Consider the following 18,738-nt stretch of genomic DNA (forward strand, 5'->3'; position numbering starts at 1 on the left):
AAGGAAAAGGGGCCGGAAACCCGACCCCTTCCCTTGCATTCGTAACGGTCGAACCGATCAGCGCTTCGAGAACTGGAAGCTGCGGCGGGCCTTGGCCTTGCCGTACTTCTTGCGCTCGACGGCGCGGCTGTCGCGGGTCAGGAAGCCTTCGGCCTTGACCGCGCTGCGCAGCGCCGGCTCGTACTTGGCGAGCGCCTGGGCGATGCCGTGCTTGACTGCGCCGGCCTGGCCGGACAGGCCGCCGCCCTTGACGGTGGCGATCACGTCATACTGGCCTTCGCGCTCGGTGACGCCGAAGGGCTGGTTGATCACCAGACGCAGGGTCGGGCGGGCGAAGTAGATTTCCTGATCGCGGCCGTTGACCGTGATCTTGCCGGTGCCGGGCTTCACCCAGACGCGGGCGACGGCATCCTTGCGGCGGCCGGTCGCATAGGCGCGGCCGAGGCTGTCGATTTCCTGGGCGCGCAGCGGAGCCGAGGGCTGGACCGGAGCGATCGGCGCGTCGGCGGCGACGGTTTCGGCAGCGGCCGGAGCGTTGGCGGTCAGCGACGCGAGGTCGGACAGGGACTGGCGGTTATCGGACATTATGCACCCACCTTGTTCTTGCGGTTGCGCGACGCGAAGTCGAGCACTTCGGGGTTCTGCGCGGCGTGCGGATGTTCGGCGCCGGCGAAGATGCGCAGGTTGCGCATCTGCTGACGGCCCAGCGGACCGCGGGGGATCATGCGCTCGACGGCCTTTTCCAGGACGCGTTCGGGGAAACGGCCTTCCAGAACCTTCTGGGGGGTGGTTTCCTTGATGCCGCCGGCATAGCCGGTGTGCTTGTAATAGACCTTGTCGGTCAGCTTGCGGCCGGTGAACTTCACCTTTTCCGCGTTGATGATGATGACATTGTCACCGCAATCGACATGGGGGGTGAAGCTCGGCTTGTGCTTGCCGCGCAGGATGTTCGCGACGGTCGAGGCGAGGCGGCCGACGACGAGGCCTTCCGCGTCGATCAGGACCCACTTCTTTTCGACCGTGGCCGGGGTCGCCGGCTTGGTGGTCTTCATCAGCGCCTTCATGGTGCCAATACTCCAAGAATGAAACAGTGAATTGAAGGCTGTTTCCAGCTTTCGGAAGATGCGCGCTAATGACGGGTGGAAGGGCGCAAGTCAAGAGATTCGGCGGCTTTGCTGACGGGTAAAATAATACCTGTCGATCAGCCCGTCCGATCGTCCACCCACCGGGCGAAGGCGGCATGGGCCGCGTCGACGGGCAGAGCGAGGATCGCCGGAACCTGATAATCGTGCAGTTCCGCCATGCGCGCCATCAGCGCGTCGCGGCGGGCGGGCGCGGTCTTGAAGAGGACGGGCACCTCCGCCGCGGTATCGACCGCGCCGTTCCATTCGTAGATGGAGGTCGCCTCCCCCAGCAGGTTCGCGCAGGCGGCCAGCCTTTCCTCCACCAGCTGGCGGGCGATGCGGGTCGCGGCCTCGCGCGAGCCGAACAGCGTGTAGACGAGCGCGACGGCGCTCATCCCCGGCGTTCCCCCAGCGCATGGGCGCCCCAGGTCGCGGACGCCACCACCAGCGCGCCGACCGCCTGGTGCAGCACCGCCAGCGGCAGGGCGATGCCGCTGACGACCGTGGCGATGCCGAGCGCGACCTGCGTGCCCACCGCCGCGTTGATCGCGATGGAGGGGCCGCGCTGCCCCGCCTGCTTCGCCATGCGCGCCAGCATGACCAGCAGGATCGCGGCGACCCAGGCCCACCAGCGATGGATGAAATGGACGAGATAGGGATCGCTGGAAAGGGTGGCCCAGAGCGAACCCAGCCATTCGATCCCCTCCGGCACCAGATGGTCGTTCATCAGCGGCCAGGTGCTGGAGACATAGCCCGCGTCCAAACCAGCGGTGAAGGCGCCGAACATGAGTTGCACCAGCAGCGCCAGCAGCGCGACCACCGCGAAGGGATGGAGCATGGCGGGCCTGGCGAAGGGGGTCTTCGCACGGGTCAGCAGGTCGAGCGCGGTCCAGATCAGCCCGCCCATGATGAACAGCGCCGTCAGCAGATGCACCGCCAGCCGGTAATGGCTGACGTCGGTGCGCACCGACAGGCCCGATTCCACCATCCACCAGCCGATCGCGCCCTGCAGCCCGCCAAGCGCCAGCAGCGCGACGAGACGGAAGCCATAGCCCTGCGGGATCGCCCGCTTCCACGCAAACCACAGCAGCGGCAGCGCGAAGGCGACGCCGATCAGCCGCCCGAGCAGCCGGTGCACCCATTCCCAGAAGAAGATGAACTGGAAATCGCCCAGCGTCATGCCCTGCCGCAACTGCCGATATTCGGGAATCTGCTGATAGGCGCGGAACGCATCCATCCACTGGTCGTGGGTCAGCGGCGGGATGGCGCCGCTGATCGGTTTCCATTGCGTGATCGACAGGCCGGATTCGGTCAGGCGGGTGATGCCGCCGACCACGACCATGCAGAAGACGAGGGCGGCGACCGTCAGCAGCCAGCGCGCGATCGGCGCGGGGCGTGGGACGGCGGTGGCGGGGCGGCTCAGGGTCGTCGCGGTCATGGCGCCGATCCATGCGCGCTTGTTTCGCCTGTTGCAAGGATAACCCTGACCGGTGGACAAAAGGTCGTAACGCCTTCTGCCTGAACGGATACAAAGCGCCGGACAGGCGTATCTCGCCCTATGAACAGGCTGACCGAGGATAATCGATGAGCGGCGCGCCGGGCATAGCGGAGATGATCGCCGCGCAGGGGCCGCTGGGCGCCCTGACCGCGCGCATCGACGCCGGATCGCCGCTGGGGCCGGTGCACGGCTGGTCCCCGGCGCTGGTGTCGACCGTCCGGCTGATGCTGTCGTCGCAGGCGGAGATCGTGCTGTTCTGGGGCCCCGATCTCTGCGCGCTCTACAACGAAGCCTATGCGCCCACCATCGGGGACAAGCATCCCCGCGTGCTGGGCCGCCCGGCGCGGGAGGGGTGGACGGAACTGTGGGACGATCTGGAGCCGCTGCTGCGTTCCGTCGTCGACCAGGGGCAGTCCGTGCATGCCAAGGACCGCTCCTTCTATATCGAGCGGGACGGCGGACAGGGCGAACAGGTGTTCTTCGACATCAACTATTCCCCGGTGTTCGAGACGGACGGCTCCGTCGGCGGCGCGCTGTGCATCGTCAGCGAGACCACCAAGAGGGTGGTCGCGGAAAAGGAGATGCGCGCCGATCGCGCCCGCCTCTGGGCATTGGCGCGCGACCCGTTCCTGGTCGCCGACCGGGACGGCACCTGGCTGGCCGCCAGCCCCGCCTGGACCGAAATATTGGGATGGAGCGAGGCGGACCTGATCGGGCGCACGTCCGAATGGATGGAGCATCCCGACGATCTGGAGAAGACGAAGGGGGAGATCGCCGGGCTGGCGCGGGGCATGCCGACGGTGCGATTCGAAAACCGGTTCCGGGCGAAGGACGGCAGCTATCGCAATTTCAGCTGGACGGCGGTGCCGGAAAACGACCTTATCTATTGCGTCGCCCGCGACGTGACCGAGCAGCGCGCCCATGCCCGGGCGCTGGCGGAGGCGGAAGAGGCGCTGCGGCAGGCGCAGAAGATGGAGACGCTGGGCCAGTTGACCGGCGGCGTCGCGCATGACTTCAACAATCTGCTGCAGATCGTCACCGGCAATCTGGAACTGCTGCAACGCGGCCTTCACGAGGATCAGGCGCGGCTGCGGCGCGCCGCCGACAATGCCATGGCGGGCGCGGAGCGCGCCGCGTTGCTGACGCAGCGGCTGCTCGCCTTTTCCCGCCGCCAGCCGCTGGCGCCCGAGCGGATCGACCCCAACCGGCTGGTCAGCGGCATGTCCGACCTGCTCAACCGCACATTGGGCGAGACGATAGAGGTGGAGACGATCCAGAGCGCGCGCATCTGGCCGATCGAGATCGACGTCAACCAGATGGAGAATGCGCTGCTGAACCTGGCGGTGAATGCGCGCGACGCCATGCCGGACGGCGGCAAGCTGACCATAGAGGTGGCCAATACCCATATCGACGAGGATTATGCCGCGCAGGAGGCGGAGGTAAAGCCCGGCCAATATGTGCTGATCAGCGTGTCCGATACGGGCGAGGGCATGGACGAGGAGGTGCTGAGCCACGCCATCGAACCCTTCTTCACCACCAAGGAGGTCGGGCGGGGCACCGGCCTTGGCCTGTCGATGGTCTATGGCTTCATCAAGCAGTCCGGCGGCCATATCCGCGTCTATTCCGAAAGCGGCCATGGCACGACGGTCAAGATCTACCTTCCCCGCTTCTACGGTCCGCTGCCGGACAACGACACCGGGTCGGTGGACCGCGCCGCGCCGATATGCGGCGGCGACGAGACGGTGCTGGTGTGCGAGGATGACGAGAAGGTGCGCGCCTATACCGTCGATGTGCTGAAGGAACTGGGCTATCGGGTGATCGAGGCGAATGACGGCGCGGCGGCCTTGCAGGCGCTGGACAGCGCTTCGCAGTCCATCGACCTGCTGTTCACCGACGTCATCCTGCCCGGCGGCATGACCGGGGCCGACATCGCGCAACAGGCGCGCGCGGAGCGGCCGGGGCTGAGGGTGCTGTTCGCCACCGGCTATGCGCGCAACGCCATCATCCATCACGGGCGGCTCGATCCGGGCGTGGAACTGCTGACCAAGCCGTTCACCTATGCCGAACTGGCCGCCAAGGTGCGCGACATGCTGGACCGGAACGGAGCGCGGCAGGTGGGCTGAAGCCCGAGTGGAAGGGAAGTTCGAGAATGCGGATGCCCGCCCCTATCAGGGCGGCGCCGACCGCAAGCGCTTCCTCCGGCCCGATGCCGCGCAGGATCGCGCAAATGGGCGGCGCGCCTTTGGCCAGCAGGTCGTCCAGGGTCATGAGGGGTCTCCGTGAGATGGGGCGTTGGCGGATGGGGCGGCGGGAACAGCCTCTCTCCTCCCCGGTCCTCATCAGGACAGCCCCCCATCGGGACAGGCCCCCATCAGGATAGGCCGGCGAGCGAGCAGGCGTCGCCGTCCAGCGTCTCGCTCGGCACGCCGCGCCTGCCCAGCGCCTGGGCGTAGCGCACCGAGAGCCGGGCGTCCCCGATCAGCCATATGTCGTCCGCCTGTCCGGACGTGGCGAGTCCGGACGTGGCGAGGATTTCCGCGACCTCCGACCCGATCAGCAGGCCGGACAGATAGCCTGCCGACCAGTCCGCCGAACGTCCGGCGCGCAGCCGCATGCTGCGCGCGGCGAACAGGGAGGAGAGCAGACGCCCCCCCTCCTCCGCCCGGCGCAGACCGTCGGCGAAGCCCTGCGCCTCCTGCGCCGGATCGGGCCGGTCGGCCGGCGCGCCCAAGGTGGAACGATCCCGCAGCAGGGCGAAAAGCTCCCCCGTCGGCATGGTGCGGAAGGAGGTGACGCGGCCATCCTGCACCACCGCCCATTTATTGTGGGTGCCGGGCAGGACGATGAGCCGGCGGCCCTGCCCCAGCGCCGGATCGCGCGCGATGGCGCCGAATATCTGCGTTTCCTCTCCGCGCATGAGGTCGGGCGCGCCGGCCGTCCCGGTGCAGGCGAGGCCCGCCATGATCGCGACGGGCACGCCGCGCCAGTCGAACCGCGCCGCCGCCGCACGCCAGGTCGCGGCGTCGGCGGGGCAATCCGCATAGGGCGCCTCCACCCAGCCGTCGCGGGCGCCGGCCATGCCGCAAAGGCGTATTTCCGTCGGCGCGGCTTCCTCCAGCCAGGGGGCGATGGTGGCGGCGAAGGCCGCTTCCGCCTGCCCGGCCGCCGCAGCGATGCCGGGGCCGTCATGGCGGGCGGTGACGCGGCCCTGCTCGATACGGAACAGCCGAAGGCGGCTGGTGCCCCAGTCCCCGACGACCTCGTAGCGGCTCAGCAAATTCGTCACCTGGCCCGAACCATCCTTGAATTTCTATTTGTATGAGTATATCGGAGAGGCAAGCGCGTCAACGTGCCCGAGAATCCATTGACCATTTTCTTCGACAGGGTGCCTTCTCAATGAGCGATTCGTCCAAGCCCGCCAACAAGCTGCGCAGCCGCGCCTGGTTCGACAACCCAGACAATATAGACATGACCGCGCTCTATCTGGAGCGTTATCTGAATTTCGGCCTGAGCCTGGACGAACTGCGCAGCGGCAAGCCGATCATCGGCATCGCCCAGACCGGCAGCGACCTGTCGCCCTGCAACCGCCATCATATGGTGCTGGCCGAGCGCGTGCGCGAGGGCATTCGGGAGATGGGCGGCATCGCGCTGGAGTTTCCGGTCCACCCGATCCAGGAAACCGGCAAGCGGCCGACGGCGGGGCTGGACCGCAACCTGGCCTATCTGGGGCTGGTCGAGGCGATCTACGGCTATCCGCTGGACGGGGTGGTGCTGACCACGGGCTGCGACAAGACGACGCCCGCGCTGCTGATGGCGGCGGCGACGGTCAACATCCCCGCCATCGCCCTGTCGGTCGGGCCGATGCTGAACGGCTGGTTCAAGGGCGAGCGGACGGGTTCGGGCACCATCGTCTGGCATGCGCGGCAATTGCTGGCCGCGGGCAAGATCGACGATGAGGGCTTCATCAAGCTGGTGGCGTCCTCCGCGCCGTCGACCGGCTATTGCAACACCATGGGCACGGCGACGACGATGAACTCGCTGGCCGAGGCGCTGGGCATGATGCTGCCGGGATCGGCGGCGATCCCCGCGCCCTATCGCGACCGGCAGGAGGTCGCCTACCTCACCGGCAAGCGCATCGTCGAGATGGTGGCGGAGGACCTGAAGCCGTCCGACATCCTGACGCTGGACGCGTTCCACAACGCCATCGTCGTCAATTCGGCCATTGGCGGGTCGACCAACGCGCCGATCCACCTGGCGGCGATCGCGCGCCATGTCGGGGTGGAGCTGCCGCTCAAGGACTGGGAGACGGTGGGGCACAAGGTACCGCTGCTGGTGAACCTCCAGCCCGCGGGCGAATATCTGGGCGAGGATTATTATCGCGCCGGCGGCGTGCCGGCGGTGGTGGGCCAGCTGATCGCGCAGGGCCTGATCCGCGAGGGCGCGATGACCGTCAACGGCAAGACAATGGGCGAGAATTGCCGGGGCGCGGAGATCGAGGACGAGAAGGTCATCCGTCCCTTCGCCCGGCCGCTGAAGGAGGAGGCCGGGTTCCTGGTGCTGTCGGGCAATCTGTTCGACGCGGCGGTGATGAAGACCAGCGTGATTTCGGACGAGTTCCGCCAGCGCTATCTGTCCAACCCTGAAGATCCCAACGCCTTTGAAGGCCCGGCGGTCGTGTTCGACGGGCCGGAGGATTATCATGCGCGGATCGACGATCCGGCCGTCGGCATCACGCCCGATACGCTGCTGTTCATGCGCGGCGCCGGCCCGGTCGGCTATCCGGGCGCGGCGGAGGTGGTGAACATGCGGCCGCCCGCCTACCTCATCACCGAGGGCGTGTCCGCCCTGCCCTGCATCGGGGACGGGCGGCAGTCGGGGACTTCGGGCAGTCCCTCCATCCTCAATGCCTCGCCCGAAGCGGCGGCCATGGGCGGCCTGGCGCTGCTGCGGACCGGCGACCGGGTGCGGATGGACCTGAACAGGGGCACGGTGAACGTCCTCATTCCCGACGAGGAACTGGCCGGCCGCCGGGCGGCGCTGGAGGCGGAGGGCGGCTATCCCTATCCCGCCTCGCAGACGCCGTGGCAGGAAATCCAGCGCTCCGTCGTCGGCCAGCTGAACAGCGGCGCGATCCTGGAGGGCGCGGAGAAATATCAGCGCATTGCCCAGACCATGGGCCTGCCGCGCGACAATCATTAATCCCCCATTTCGGAGTTTATCCCCATGTTCAACGGAGCCATTCTTGTCGGCGCGAGCGAGCGCCAGGGCGGCGAGCCCTTCTTCGCCATCGACCCGTCGACCGGCGCGAAGGGCGGGATCGCCTTTCACAACGCCTCGGCCGCCGATGTCGCGGACGCCTGCGCGCTGGCCGATGCCGCGTTCGAGAGCTTCTCCACGCTGACGCCCGACGCCCGCGCCGCCTTTCTGGAGGCGGTGGCCGACGGGATCATGGCCATTGGCGACCTGCTGATCACCACCGCCATGAGCGAGACCGGCCTGCCGCGCGGGCGGCTGGAAGGCGAGCGGGGCCGCACCGTCGGCCAGCTTCGCCTGTTCGCAGGCTATGTCCGCCAGGGCGACTGGCTGGACGCCACCATCGACAAGGCCTTGCCGGAGCGGCAGCCGCTGCCGCGCAGCGACCTGCGCCGCGTCAACCAGCCGGTCGGACCGGTCGCCGTGTTCGGCGCGTCCAACTTCCCGCTCGCCTTCTCGGTCGCGGGCGGCGACACCGCATCGGCCTTCGCGGCGGGTTGCCCGGTGGTGGTGAAGGGCCATCCGGCCCATCCCGGCACCGGCGAACTGGTCGCCCGCGCCATCGCCGCGGCGGTCGAGGCCAGCGGCCTGCATGAAGGCGTGTTTTCCTACCTGCCCGGCACGACCAACGACCTGGGCGGCGCTCTGGTGGCCGATCCGCGCATCAAGGCGGTGGGCTTCACCGGGTCGCGGGGCGGCGGCCTTGCCCTCATGAAGATCGCGGCCGGGCGCGACGAGCCGATCCCGGTCTATGCCGAAATGTCGAGCATCAACCCGGTCGTGCTGCTGCCCGGCGCGCTGGCCGCCCGGGCCGAAGCGCTGGGCGCCGCCTTCGTCGGGTCGCTGACGCTGTTTTCGGGCCAGTTCTGCACCAATCCCGGGCTGGTGATCGCGCTCGACAGCCCCGATCTGGACCGTTTCGTCGCTGCGGCGGCCCAGGCGCTGTCGGCCAATGCGGCGCAGGTCATGCTGACGCCCGGCATCCATGCCGCCTATGAAAAGGGCGTCGCGGCGCTGGCCGGGGCGGAGGGCGTCACCACCATCGCGCGCGGCGCGGCGGCGGACGGCGTCAATCGCGGCCAGCACGCGCTGTTCGCCGCCAGCGGCGAGCAGTTCCGCGCCAATCCGGCGCTGGCGCATGAAGTGTTCGGTTCCTCCTCCATCCTCGTCAAATGCGCGACGATCGAGGAGGTCATCGACACCATCGCCCGGATGGAGGGCCAGTTGACCGCGACGCTCCAGATGGACGACAGCGACCAGGCCGATGCCGCGAAGCTGCTGCCCACCCTGTCCCGCAAGGTCGGACGCGTGCTGGCGAATGGCTGGCCGACCGGGGTGGAAGTCACCCATGCCATGGTGCATGGCGGCCCCTTCCCCTCGACCTCCGACGGCCGCTCGACGTCCGTGGGCACGCTGGCGATGATGCGCTTCCTGCGCCCGGTCTGCTATCAGGACGTGGCCGACGCGGTGCTGCCGCCCGCCTTGCAGGCCGCCAATCCGTGGCAGCTCAACCGCCGTATCGAGGGCAGGCTGGAGATCGCCCGGTGATGCCGTCCGTGGATGAATCCATGATCCGGTCGCTGGTCCAGTTCGAGGAAGGCGGCCGCCGCGGCGTCGCCGCCCTCGACCGGACCGGCGCGGCCCGGCGCGTGGAGGCCGCAAGCTCCACCCGCGCGCTGGCGCTGGAGGCGATCGCGGCTGGGCAGGGCCTGGCCGCCATGGCGGAAGCGCGGCTGGGCGGGGCGGTGGACCTTTCCGCCGTCCGGCTGCTCTGCCCCATCGACCATGAGGATGCCGCGCACCTGCTGGTCGCGGGCACCGGCCTCACCCATCTCGGCTCGGCGGAAGGCCGCGACAAGATGCACAAGGCGGCCGCGTCGGGCGATCTGACCGACAGCATGCGCATGTTCCTGATGGGCGTGGAGGGCGGCAAGCCCGCCGACGGCGGCATCGGCGCGCAGCCCGAATGGTTCTACAAGGGCGACGGCCAGATACTGGTCCATCCCGGCGAGGATTTCACCATGCCGGCCTTCGCGGAGGATGGCGGGGAGGAGCCGGAGGTCGCCGGCATCTACCTGATCGACGGGGACGGCGCGCCGGTTCGCCTCGGCTTTGCCATCGGCAATGAATTTTCCGATCATGTGACCGAACGCGGCAATTATCTGTGGCTTGCGCACAGCAAGCTGCGTCAGGCCGCGCTGGGGCCCGAACTGCTGCTGGGCGACCTGCCGGAGGACCTGCGCGGCACCAGCCGCATCGTCCGCAATGGCGTGACGGTGTGGGAAAAGCCCTTCCTTTCCGGCGAGACCAACATGTCCCACCGGATCGACAATCTGGAACATCATCATTTCAAATATGGCCTGTTCCGCCGTCCGGGCGACATCCATGTCCATTTCTTCGGCACCGCCACCCTTTCCTTTTCGGAAGGCTTCGCCGCGCAGGAAGGCGATGTGTTCGAGGTGGAGGCCGCGCCCTTCGCCCTGCCCGTGCGCAACGGCCTGCGCCGCGCGGCGGACGAGGGCAAGACGAAGGTGAAAGTCCTATGACCATCAGGGCAGGCCTTGTGGGCCTGGGCAAGATCGCCCGCGACCAGCACCTTCCCGCCATCGCGAAGACCGGCGGCATAGACCTTGTCGCCGTCGCCAGCCGCAATGCGCGGGGCGAGGGCGTGAACAACTATCCCGATCTGGACGCGATGCTGGCGGGGGAGCCGGACATGGACGCCGTGATCCTCTGCCAGCCGCCGCAGGTCCGATACCAGGCGGCGCGGCAGGCGATCCTGGCGGGCAAGCACGTCTTCCTGGAAAAGCCGCCGGGCGCCACCGTGTCGGAAGTGGAGGCGCTGATCGCCCTCGCCCGCGCGCAGGGCGTCACCCTTTATGCAAGCTGGCACAGCCGCTATGCCGCCGCGGTCGCGCAGGCGAAGGCGTGGGTGGCCGAGCGCACGATCCGGCACATCGACATCCAGTGGCGCGAGGATGTCCGCCACTGGCATCCGGGCCAGCCGTGGATCTGGGAAGCGGGCGGGTTCGGCGTGTTCGATCCGGGCATCAACGCCCTGTCGATCCTGACGGAGATTGTGCCGGAGCCGGTGACGATGCTGTCGGCCAGCCTGGAAGTGCCGGAGAACAGGGACGCGCCCATCGGCGCCGCGCTGAGCATGGCGACGGCGTCGGGCGCGACGGTCGAGGCCGTGTTCGACTGGCGCCAGACCGGCCCGCAGACATGGGACATCGCGGTCGAGACGGCGAATGGCAGCCTGCTGCTGTCGGAGGGCGGCAATATGCTGCGCCTGGACGGGGAAATCCAGCTCAAGGCGCCGGACGAGGAATATCCGGCCATGTATCGCCGCTTCGTGGGGCTGGTCGAGGACCGGGCGATCGACGCCGACATCGCGCCGCTGCGTTTGGTGGCGGACGCCTTCCTTTGTGGGCGGCATTGCCCTACGACGGCCTTCGAGGACTGAACCGGGGGGGCCTGAACATTGGGAAGCGAGCGCAAGGACGTAACGGAACGCAAATTCGCGACGGACGAAGGCTCGCTTCGCATCCATCAGGCCATCGCCCGGCAATTGGGCACGGCGATCCTGATGGGCGTCCACAAGCCCGGCGACCTGTTCGAGGGGGAGATCGAGGCGTCGGAGCGGCTTCACGTATCCCGCACCGCCTATCGCGAGGCGGTGCGCATCCTGATCGCCAAGGGGATGCTGGAAAGCCGGCCCAAGGCCGGTACCCGCGTGCTGCCGCGCAGCCGATGGAATGTGCTGGACCCGGAAATGCTCGCCTGGATGTTCGCGGGGGAGCCGGACCGCGACTTCATCCGCGACCTGTTCGAACTGCGCGGCGTGATCGAACCGGCGGCGGCCGAATTCGCGGCGCGGCGGCGGACCGACGAGCAACTGGCCATCATGGCGCAGGCGCTGGACGAGATGGAAAAGCACGGCCTTTCGACGCCGGAAGGGCGGGCGGCGGACCAGCGTTTCCATCATGCGGTGCTGGCGGCGACGCATAATGACGCGCTCGCCGCGCTGGCCAGTTCGGTGGGGGCGGCGGTGAGTTGGACCACCACCTTCAAGCATCGCAAGAAGCTGCTGCCGCGCGATCCCCTGCCCGATCACAAGGCGGTCTATCGCGCCATCGCCACCCGCGACACGGCCGCCGCGCGCAACGGCATGGTGGAGTTGCTGCGGCTGGCCATGGCGGACATGGACGTGGTCATGACGGAACCCGGCAAGCTTTAACAGGGCGTAGAAAAGCGGGCGCCGGCTTTCCGGGCGATGCCGTGGAGGCCGGCCCGGCCGGGTCGGGCGCCGTCAGTTCACCGGGGCCCGCCGCCTGTAGCTGAGCGCTTCCGCCACATGGACGCGCCCGACGCGATCCGCCCCCGCCAGATCGGCGATGGTCCGCGCCACGCGCAGCACGCGGGTATAGCCCCGCGCCGACAGCTTCATCGCCGCAGCCGCCTGCGCCAGCAGTTCGCGCCCGGCCTGATCCGGCCCGGCGACATCCTCCAGCCGCTCTCCATCGACCTCCGCATTGGTGCGCAGCGACGTCCCTTCATAGCGGCGCGTCTGCACGGCCCGCGCGGCGGCGACCCGGACCGCGACCTCCGCCGATCCTTCGGCGGGCGGGGGCAGGACCAGGTCCGCCGCCGTCACCGCCTGCACCTCCACATGCAGGTCGATGCGGTCGAGCAGCGGTCCCGACACCTTGGCCTGATAGTCCGCCGCGCAGCGGGGGGCGCGGGAACAGGCCAGCGCCGGATCGCCCAGATGGCCGCAGCGGCAGGGGTTCATCGCCGCCACCAGCTGCACCCGCGCCGGGAAGGTGACATGCGCATTGGCCCGCGCCACGGTGACTTCCCCCGTCTCCAGGGGCTGCCGCAGCGAATCGAGCACCGTCCGCTGGAATTCGGGCAGTTCGTCGAGGAACAGCACGCCCAGATGCGCCATGCTGACCTCGCCCGGCCGCGCCTTGTGCCCGCCGCCGACCAGCGCCGCCATGGAGGCGCTGTGATGCGGATTGCGGAAGGGACGGGCGCGGCTGATCCGGCCGCCCTCCAGCGTGCCGGCGACGCTGGCCACCATGGAGGTTTCCAGCGCCTCGCCCGGCGTCAGTTCGGGCAGGATGCCGGGCAGGCAGCTCGCCATCAGCGACTTGCCCGCGCCGGGCGGGCCGACCATCAGCAGATTATGGCCGCCCGCCGCCGCGATCTCCAGCGCGCGCTTGGCGCTTTCCTGACCCTTGACCTGCCTGAGGTCCGCGGCACGGATCGGCGGCTCCACCTGCCCGGGCTGCGGCGGCGAGAGGGCGGCGGCGCCCTTGAAATGGTTGAGGATGGCCAACAGGTCGGGCGCGGCGATCACCTCCACCTGACCGGCCCAGGCGGCTTCGGCGCCCTGCGCCACCGGGCAGACGAGGCCCAGTTCCCGCTCCCCCGCATGGAGCGCGGCGAGCAGCACGCCGGGCGTGGGGGCGATGCGGCCGTCCAGACCCAGCTCGCCCACGACGACATAGCCCGCCAGCGTCTCGGCATCGATCACGCCCATGGCGCCGAGCAGGGCCAGCGCGATGGGGAGGTCGAAATGCGACCCCTCCTTGGGAAGGTCGGCGGGCGAGAGGTTCACGGTGATCCGCTTGGGCGGCAGCGAAAGGCCGATGGCGGCGATGGCGTTGCGCACCCGCTCCCGGCTTTCCGCGACCGCCTTGTCCGGCAGGCCGACGACGATGAAATTGGGAAGGCCGGGAACGAGCTGGCACTGAACCTCCACGCCGCGCGCTTCCAGCCCCAGATAGGCGACCGTCGATACCGTCGAAACCAATGATGTTCCCCCATGCCCCGGACGGCCTCCATGGCGCTCCCGCGAGGGCAGGAGTGCCGCGTCAGGGGCCGAACCGGGTTCCTGCCTTCGCAGGAACAGGGAGGCATTTCAATCTCCTGGTGATGGTGGACGGATCAGCCCTCTTCCGGGCGGCCCTTGAAGCCCTGCGCCACGACATACCATTCGACGCTGCCCTTGCGGCTGGCGGGCGGCTTGGCATGCTTGATCGTGGTGAAATGCCTTTTGAGGATGGCGAGCAGGTCGGCGTCGGTGCCGCCCGCGAACACCTTGGCCACGAAAGTGCCGCCCTTGCGCAGATTCTCCACCGCGAACATGGCCGCCGCCTCGACCAGCCCCATGGTGCGCAGATGGTCGGTCGCGGCATGGCCGACGGTGTTCGCCGCCATGTCGGAAATGACCAGATCGGGCGCGTCGCCCAGCGCCTCCGCCAGCAGGGCGGGCGCGCTGTCGTCCATGAAGTCCATCTGGAACAGGGTGACGCCCGGAATGGGATCGGTCGGCAGCAGGTCGATGCCCACCACCTTCGCCTTGGGGCAGAGTTTCTGCACCACCTGCGCCCAGCCGCCAGGCGCCACGCCCAGGTCGACCACCGCGCGGGACCCCTTCACGAAGTGGAACTTCTCGTCCAGTTCGATCAGCTTGAAGGCGGCGCGGCTGCGCCACCCCTCCGCCTTGGCGCGGCGGACATAGGGGTCGTTCAACTGGCGTTCGAGCCAGCGGGTGGACTGTGCCGTCCGTCCCTTCGCCGTCTTGACCCGCACCTTGCCGGCACCGGTACCTCTCACAGGGGGCCTCTCACATCTTCACTCCGTCGCGGTCCATCAGGCCGCGCAATATGCCCTCGCGAATGCCGCGATCGGCCACGCCCAGGCGCTGGGCGGGCCAGATGTCGAGGATGGATTCCAGGATGGCGCAGCCCGCCACGACCAGATCGGCCCGCTCCGTCCCGATGCAGGGCAGCTTCTGCCGCTCCGCCAGGGGCATGGAGGACAGCCGCGCCGAAATCGCCCGCATCGACGTCGACGGCACGATCAGCCCGTCGATCGCCTGCCGGTCGTAGCGCGGCAGGTCGAGATGCAGGCTGGCCAGCGTCGTCACCGTGCCCGACGTGCCGAGCAGGCGGATATCCGCCTGCGGAGCGGGCAGGCGGCGAGCCAGCGGCGCGAAGGCATCCGCCACGCGGGCGCGCATCCGGGCATAGGCGGACAGCCGGTCCATGGGATCGGCATGGTCGAAAGGCTCGCTCTCCGTCAGGGAGACCACGCCCCAGGGGGCGCTCACCCAATCGACGATATGCGGCGCGCCGGCGCGATTGGCGTCCACCAGCACCAGCTCGGTCGAGCCGCCGCCAATGTCGAAGATGAGCGCCGGGCCGTCGCCCGGCTCCAGCAGCGCGTGGCAGCCGAGCACCGCCAGCCGCGCCTCTTCCTGCGCGCTGATGATGTCGAGGGCGATGCCGGTTTCCCGATAGACGCGCTGGATGAATTCGGCCCCGTTGGAGGCGCGGCGGCACGCCTCCGTCGCGACCGAGCGGGCCAGGGTGACGTGCCGGCGGCGCAGCTTGTCGGCGCAGACCGACAGGGCGGAAATCGCGCGCTCTATGGCGGCGTCGCTGATCCGGCCGGAAGCGGCAAGCCCCTCCCCCAGCCGCACGATTCGCGAAAAGGCGTCGACGACGATGAAGCCGTCCGCCGATGGCTTGGCGATCAGCAGGCGGCAATTATTGGTGCCAAGGTCGATGGCCGCGTAGGACCGGCGTCCGCGCAGCGGATGAGGCAAAAGGCCCCGCGATTTCGACGGGGGAGTGAGGGCCGCAGCCTTGCTCCCATTGCCCTGACCGGAACGGACCCCCTTGCCCGAAATTCCGCCGGCCGGGCCGGAACTCTGCGGCGATGGGCGGCTGTGCTGCACCATGGCCGTATCTCTTTTCTTCTTCGCCAGCGCCGAAAAGCGCCGGAACTTGGCGACAAGAGTAGGCAAAGGAACAGGAAAGCGCAAGGCGGGGCGGACAGCCCCCTCAGACAAGCGGCATGAGGGCCGCGACGATCCACCGTTCCTCGGCGCGCAGCACGCCCCAGGCGCGGGCGGCGGCGCGGCTGTCCATCACCTCCACGCCGATGCCGCGCCCCTCCAGTTCGCGCACGAAGGCGCGCGGCGGCTGGCGCAGGGCGGCGCCCGTGCCGACCAGCAGGAATTCCGGCTGGACGTCGAGGTCGAACAGGTCGCCCAGATGCGCCACCGTCAGCGCGTCGACGGGCGGCGCATCCTGCCAGGCGAGCGCCCGCACCGGGGAGAGCAGCAGGCCTTCGGGAAAAACATCGTCGCGAACCCGGAAACCCCGCCCCTGAAAGCCGGTGACGATCGGCCCCTGCCCCGATTCATCGCGGCGCAGCTCTATGCCGGAGCGGTTCCCGTTCAGGGTCGCGCCCCGTCGTCGCGCGGGCCCATCCGCTCGGCCTGGGCGGCGATATTGACCTTGCTCGCCTTCTTCTCCGCCGTGGCGGGGGACAGGCCCAGGCTGATGAGCAGCGAGGAGGAGACATAGACCGACGAATAGGTGCCGACGATGATGCCCAGCATCATGGCCGCGGTGAAGCCGCGCAGCACATGGCCGCCCAGCAGCAGCAGCGCGCCCAGCGCCAGCAGCACCGTGACCGAGGTCATGACCGTGCGCGGCAGCGTTTCGTTGACCGAAAGGTCGATCAGCGACTTCATGTCCATCTTGCGATATTTGCGCATATTTTCGCGGATGCGGTCGTCGATCACCATCTTGTCGTTGATCGAATAGCCCACGATGGTCAGCACGGCGGCGACGATGTTGAGGTCGAATTCGAGCTGGGTGATGGCGAAGAAGCCCAGCGTCATCAGCACGTCGTGCATGATCGCGACGAAGGTCGAGACGCCGAACTGCCATTCATAGCGGAACCAGGAGAAGATCGCGATGCCGATCACCGCCAGCATCACCGCCAGCACGCCGTTCTGGATCAGTTCGCCCGACACCTTGCCCGACACCGTGTCGTAGCGGGAGAAGGTGACGCCGGGGAATTCCGCCGTCATCGCCTTGCGCGCCTTTTCGACGATGGCGTTGGCCGCGCCCGCGCCGCCCTGTTCCGGCAGAGGGAGGCGGATCTGCACCGTTTTCGGATCGCCGAACTGCTGGAGCGAACCGTCGCCCACCCCCAGTCGGTCGATTACCGTGCGCACCTTGTCGGTCTGCGGCGGCGTTTCGAACTTCGCCTCGATCATCAGGCCGCCGACGAAGTCGACGCCCAGGTTCAGCCCCTTGTAGAAGGTCGCGCCGACCGCCAGCACAGTCAGCAGCGCCGTCAGGGCGAAGGCCCAGTGGCGCAGCTTGACGAAGCCGATATTGGTGTTGTCCGGGACGAGCTTAAGCAGTTTCATGTTTCTCTCCGCCCGTCAGATGTGGATTTCGGTCGGGCGCTTGGCGCGGACCCAACGCGACACCAGCAGGCGCGTGAAGGTGACGGCGGTGAACACGCTGGTCGCGATGCCGATCAGCAGCACGATCGCGAAGCCCTTGACCGGTCCCGACCCCAGAGCGAGCATGATGCCGCCGGCGATGGCGTGGGTCACGTTCGCTTCGAAGATCGTGCGGCTGGCTTCCTTATAGCCATGTTCGATGGCCTGCACGACCCCGCGTCCCCTCCGCCTTTCCTCACGGATGCGCTCGTAGATCAGCACGTTGGCGTCGACCGCGGTGCCGATGGTCAGCACGAAACCGGCGATGCCCGGCAGCGTCAGCGTCGCGCCCAATATGCCCATGACGCCCAGGATCACCAGCACGTTGATGGCGACGGCGAGGTTGGCGTACATGCCGAAGCGGCCATAGCTCATGAACATGAAGGCCGCCACCGCCGCCACCGCGATCACCGAGGCGAGCAGGCCCGCGCGGATCGAATCGGCGCCGAGTTGCGGGCCGACCGTGCGTTCCTCCACCACGGTCAGCGCGACGGGCAGCTTGCCCGAACGCAGCGCGATCGCAAGCTGGTTGGCGCTTTCGACGGTGAAGCTGCCGCTGATCTGCGCGCTGCCGCCCAGGATCGGCTCGTTGATGTTCGGCGCGGACAGCACCTTGCCGTCGAGGATGATGGCGAAGGGACGGTTGACGTTCTGCGACGTCACCTGGCCGAATTTGCGCCCGCCCGCACCGTTGAAGCGGATGTTGACGATCGGCTCGTTGCCCTGCTGGTTATAGCCCTGCTGCGCGTCGGTCAGGTCCTCGCCCGACACCATGACCTGCCGGTAGACGGCGATCACCGGCGGGCCGGCGGGATTTGTGGGATAGGGCAGCACTTCGCTGCCCACAGGCGCGCGGCCCTGCGCCACCTCGGCAGGGTTGGCGTTGACGTCGACCAGCTTGAATTCCAGCTTGGCGGTCTGGCCCAGCAGGTCCTTCAGCGCCCTGGGGTCCTGAAGGCCGGGCACCTGCACGACGATGCGGTTGTCGCCCTGCTGCTGGATGGTCGGTTCGCGCGTGCCCATTTCGTCGATGCGCTTGCGGATCACCTCGGTCGCGACTTCCATCGCGCCCTTCACCGCATTGTCGATGCCCGCCTTGGTCGGGGTGATGACGATGGTGGAGCTGTTCACCACCTCCACATTGAAATCGCGCTGGCCGGTGAGGCCCGCCCCCTGGGTCAGCGGCCGGATGCGCTCCACGGCGGCATCGACCTGCGACGGGTTGCGCACCATGAAGCTCAATTTCCCGTCGCGGCTGGAAATATCCCCGATCGCGATCTTCGTGTCGCCCCGGCGCAGTTCCGTGCGGACCTGCTCCTCCATATTGGCGATGCGCTGCTTCGCCACGTCCTGGGTCGAGGCTTCGAGCAGCAGGTGGCTGCCGCCCGACAGGTCGAGGCCCAGGTTCACGCGGGTCTGCATGAATTTGGGCAGTTGCCCGACCACCGTGTCCGGCAGGAAGCTCGGCACGGCGCAGGCTATGCCGATCAGCAGCGGCAGCAGGATCGCGACGACCGCCCAGCGAGGGAAATTCAGCATGG

17 protein-coding genes and 1 pseudogene are annotated in these 18,738 nt (G+C 68.4%); 6 read left to right on the top strand and 12 right to left on the bottom strand.

Annotated elements, in window-relative coordinates; translation table 11 throughout:
* Positions 1-57: 57 nt before the first annotated feature.
* From rpsI to LDB29_RS14630, 4 genes are all read right to left on the bottom strand, one after another.
* Positions 58-585, bottom strand: coding sequence for a 30S ribosomal protein S9 (gene rpsI / locus LDB29_RS14615; RefSeq protein WP_044661332.1), 528 nt, complete (start codon positions 583-585; stop codon positions 58-60).
* A complete protein-coding gene (gene rplM / locus LDB29_RS14620) occupies positions 585-1,064 on the bottom strand; it encodes a 50S ribosomal protein L13 (protein WP_007686594.1) in 480 nt (159 codons plus the stop codon). The genes rpsI and rplM overlap by 1 nt, the downstream gene beginning before the upstream one ends.
* Positions 1,065-1,201: 137 nt before the next feature.
* Positions 1,202-1,519, bottom strand: coding sequence for a divalent-cation tolerance protein CutA (gene cutA, locus LDB29_RS14625; RefSeq protein ID WP_257554508.1), 318 nt, complete (start codon positions 1,517-1,519; stop codon positions 1,202-1,204).
* Positions 1,516-2,562 (bottom strand): COX15/CtaA family protein, encoded by a 1,047-nt coding sequence (locus LDB29_RS14630; protein ID WP_061939341.1) that lies wholly within the window; start codon positions 2,560-2,562, stop codon positions 1,516-1,518. The genes cutA and LDB29_RS14630 overlap by 4 nt, the downstream gene beginning before the upstream one ends.
* A gap of 146 nt (positions 2,563-2,708) precedes the next feature.
* On the opposite strand from LDB29_RS14630, the gene LDB29_RS14635 reads away from it, so the two are divergent.
* Positions 2,709-4,745: a PAS domain-containing sensor histidine kinase gene (locus LDB29_RS14635; protein WP_257554511.1), complete on the top strand. Its 2,037-nt coding sequence runs from the start codon at positions 2,709-2,711 to the stop codon at positions 4,743-4,745.
* Positions 4,746-4,749: 4 nt separating this feature from the next.
* Here the strand turns inward: LDB29_RS14635 and LDB29_RS14640 are convergent.
* Both LDB29_RS14640 and LDB29_RS14645 read right to left on the bottom strand, forming a co-directional pair.
* Positions 4,750-4,890 (bottom strand): annotated as a pseudogene (locus LDB29_RS14640) (2-dehydro-3-deoxy-6-phosphogalactonate aldolase); the annotation flags it as partial.
* 103 nt (positions 4,891-4,993) lie between these two features.
* Positions 4,994-5,896 carry a 2-dehydro-3-deoxygalactonokinase gene (locus tag LDB29_RS14645; protein WP_037481572.1) on the bottom strand — a complete coding sequence of 301 codons (903 nt, stop codon included), beginning with the start codon at positions 5,894-5,896 and terminating at the stop codon, positions 4,994-4,996.
* 122 nt (positions 5,897-6,018) lie between these two features.
* Here LDB29_RS14645 and LDB29_RS14650 point away from each other — a divergent pair, with 122 nt between their 5' ends.
* Genes LDB29_RS14650 through LDB29_RS14670 form a run of 5 tightly spaced genes read left to right on the top strand, consistent with a single transcriptional unit; the run spans position 6,019 to position 12,115 of the window.
* Entirely contained in the window at positions 6,019-7,821 is a 1,803-nt protein-coding gene (locus LDB29_RS14650; protein ID WP_099186380.1) for an IlvD/Edd family dehydratase, read from the top strand.
* A gap of 24 nt (positions 7,822-7,845) precedes the next feature.
* Positions 7,846-9,423, top strand: a complete 1,578-nt coding sequence (locus LDB29_RS14655; protein WP_025551578.1) for an aldehyde dehydrogenase (NADP(+)) — start codon at positions 7,846-7,848, stop codon at positions 9,421-9,423.
* A 20-nt stretch (positions 9,424-9,443) separates the two neighbouring features.
* Complete coding sequence (gene araD1, locus LDB29_RS14660) at positions 9,444-10,421, top strand: AraD1 family protein (protein ID WP_099187016.1); 978 nt, start codon at positions 9,444-9,446, stop codon at positions 10,419-10,421.
* Positions 10,418-11,341 carry a Gfo/Idh/MocA family protein gene (locus LDB29_RS14665; protein ID WP_025551580.1) on the top strand — a complete coding sequence of 308 codons (924 nt, stop codon included), beginning with the start codon at positions 10,418-10,420 and terminating at the stop codon, positions 11,339-11,341. Before araD1 ends, LDB29_RS14665 begins: the two co-directional genes overlap by 4 nt.
* Positions 11,342-11,359: 18 nt before the next feature.
* Positions 11,360-12,115: a FadR/GntR family transcriptional regulator gene (locus tag LDB29_RS14670; protein ID WP_025551582.1), complete on the top strand. Its 756-nt coding sequence runs from the start codon at positions 11,360-11,362 to the stop codon at positions 12,113-12,115.
* 72 nt (positions 12,116-12,187) lie between these two features.
* Here the strand turns inward: LDB29_RS14670 and LDB29_RS14675 are convergent, their stop codons facing one another.
* The 6 genes from LDB29_RS14675 to secD all read right to left on the bottom strand — a co-directional run bounded on the left by LDB29_RS14675 (position 12,188) and on the right by secD (position 18,736).
* The gene (locus LDB29_RS14675) at positions 12,188-13,696 is read right to left on the bottom strand and encodes a YifB family Mg chelatase-like AAA ATPase (protein WP_025551584.1); all 1,509 of its coding nucleotides are present in this window, start codon (positions 13,694-13,696) and stop codon (positions 12,188-12,190) included.
* Positions 13,697-13,830: 134 nt separating this feature from the next.
* A complete protein-coding gene (locus LDB29_RS14680) occupies positions 13,831-14,502 on the bottom strand; it encodes an RlmE family RNA methyltransferase (RefSeq protein WP_025551585.1) in 672 nt (223 codons plus the stop codon).
* Positions 14,503-14,512: 10 nt separating this feature from the next.
* Positions 14,513-15,631, bottom strand: a complete 1,119-nt coding sequence (locus tag LDB29_RS14685) for a Ppx/GppA phosphatase family protein (RefSeq protein ID WP_025551587.1) — start codon at positions 15,629-15,631, stop codon at positions 14,513-14,515.
* Between the two features lie 103 nt (positions 15,632-15,734).
* Positions 15,735-16,136: an Mth938-like domain-containing protein gene (locus LDB29_RS14690; RefSeq protein ID WP_306303108.1), complete on the bottom strand. Its 402-nt coding sequence runs from the start codon at positions 16,134-16,136 to the stop codon at positions 15,735-15,737.
* The gene (gene secF, locus LDB29_RS14695) at positions 16,133-17,119 is read right to left on the bottom strand and encodes a protein translocase subunit SecF (RefSeq protein WP_025551591.1); all 987 of its coding nucleotides are present in this window, start codon (positions 17,117-17,119) and stop codon (positions 16,133-16,135) included. Before secF ends, LDB29_RS14690 begins: the two co-directional genes overlap by 4 nt.
* Positions 17,120-17,134: 15 nt before the next feature.
* Positions 17,135-18,736, bottom strand: coding sequence for a protein translocase subunit SecD (gene secD / locus LDB29_RS14700; RefSeq protein WP_025551592.1), 1,602 nt, complete (start codon positions 18,734-18,736; stop codon positions 17,135-17,137).
* Positions 18,737-18,738: the final 2 nt, after the last annotated feature.

Source organism: Sphingobium sp. CFD-2, from assembly GCF_024611135.1.
Classification (GTDB): domain Bacteria; phylum Pseudomonadota; class Alphaproteobacteria; order Sphingomonadales; family Sphingomonadaceae; genus Sphingobium; species Sphingobium fuliginis.

What these genes read in the sequence shown, in the direction of transcription:
- secD (WP_025551592.1), bottom strand. Translation starts at nt 18,736, where the DNA reads ATGCTGAATTTCCCTCGCTGGGCGGTCGTCGCGATCCTGCTGCCGCTG.
- rpsI (WP_044661332.1), bottom strand. Translation starts at nt 585, where the DNA reads ATGTCCGATAACCGCCAGTCCCTGTCCGACCTCGCGTCGCTGACCGCC.
- LDB29_RS14665 (WP_025551580.1), top strand. Translation starts at nt 10,418, where the DNA reads ATGACCATCAGGGCAGGCCTTGTGGGCCTGGGCAAGATCGCCCGCGAC.
- rplM (WP_007686594.1), bottom strand. Translation starts at nt 1,064, where the DNA reads ATGAAGGCGCTGATGAAGACCACCAAGCCGGCGACCCCGGCCACGGTC.
- LDB29_RS14630 (WP_061939341.1), bottom strand. Translation starts at nt 2,562, where the DNA reads ATGACCGCGACGACCCTGAGCCGCCCCGCCACCGCCGTCCCACGCCCC.
- araD1 (WP_099187016.1), top strand. Translation starts at nt 9,444, where the DNA reads ATGATCCGGTCGCTGGTCCAGTTCGAGGAAGGCGGCCGCCGCGGCGTC.
- LDB29_RS14655 (WP_025551578.1), top strand. Translation starts at nt 7,846, where the DNA reads ATGTTCAACGGAGCCATTCTTGTCGGCGCGAGCGAGCGCCAGGGCGGC.
- cutA (WP_257554508.1), bottom strand. Translation starts at nt 1,519, where the DNA reads ATGAGCGCCGTCGCGCTCGTCTACACGCTGTTCGGCTCGCGCGAGGCC.
- secF (WP_025551591.1), bottom strand. Translation starts at nt 17,119, where the DNA reads ATGAAACTGCTTAAGCTCGTCCCGGACAACACCAATATCGGCTTCGTC.
- LDB29_RS14650 (WP_099186380.1), top strand. Translation starts at nt 6,019, where the DNA reads ATGAGCGATTCGTCCAAGCCCGCCAACAAGCTGCGCAGCCGCGCCTGG.
- LDB29_RS14635 (WP_257554511.1), top strand. Translation starts at nt 2,709, where the DNA reads ATGAGCGGCGCGCCGGGCATAGCGGAGATGATCGCCGCGCAGGGGCCG.
- LDB29_RS14685 (WP_025551587.1), bottom strand. Translation starts at nt 15,631, where the DNA reads ATGGTGCAGCACAGCCGCCCATCGCCGCAGAGTTCCGGCCCGGCCGGC.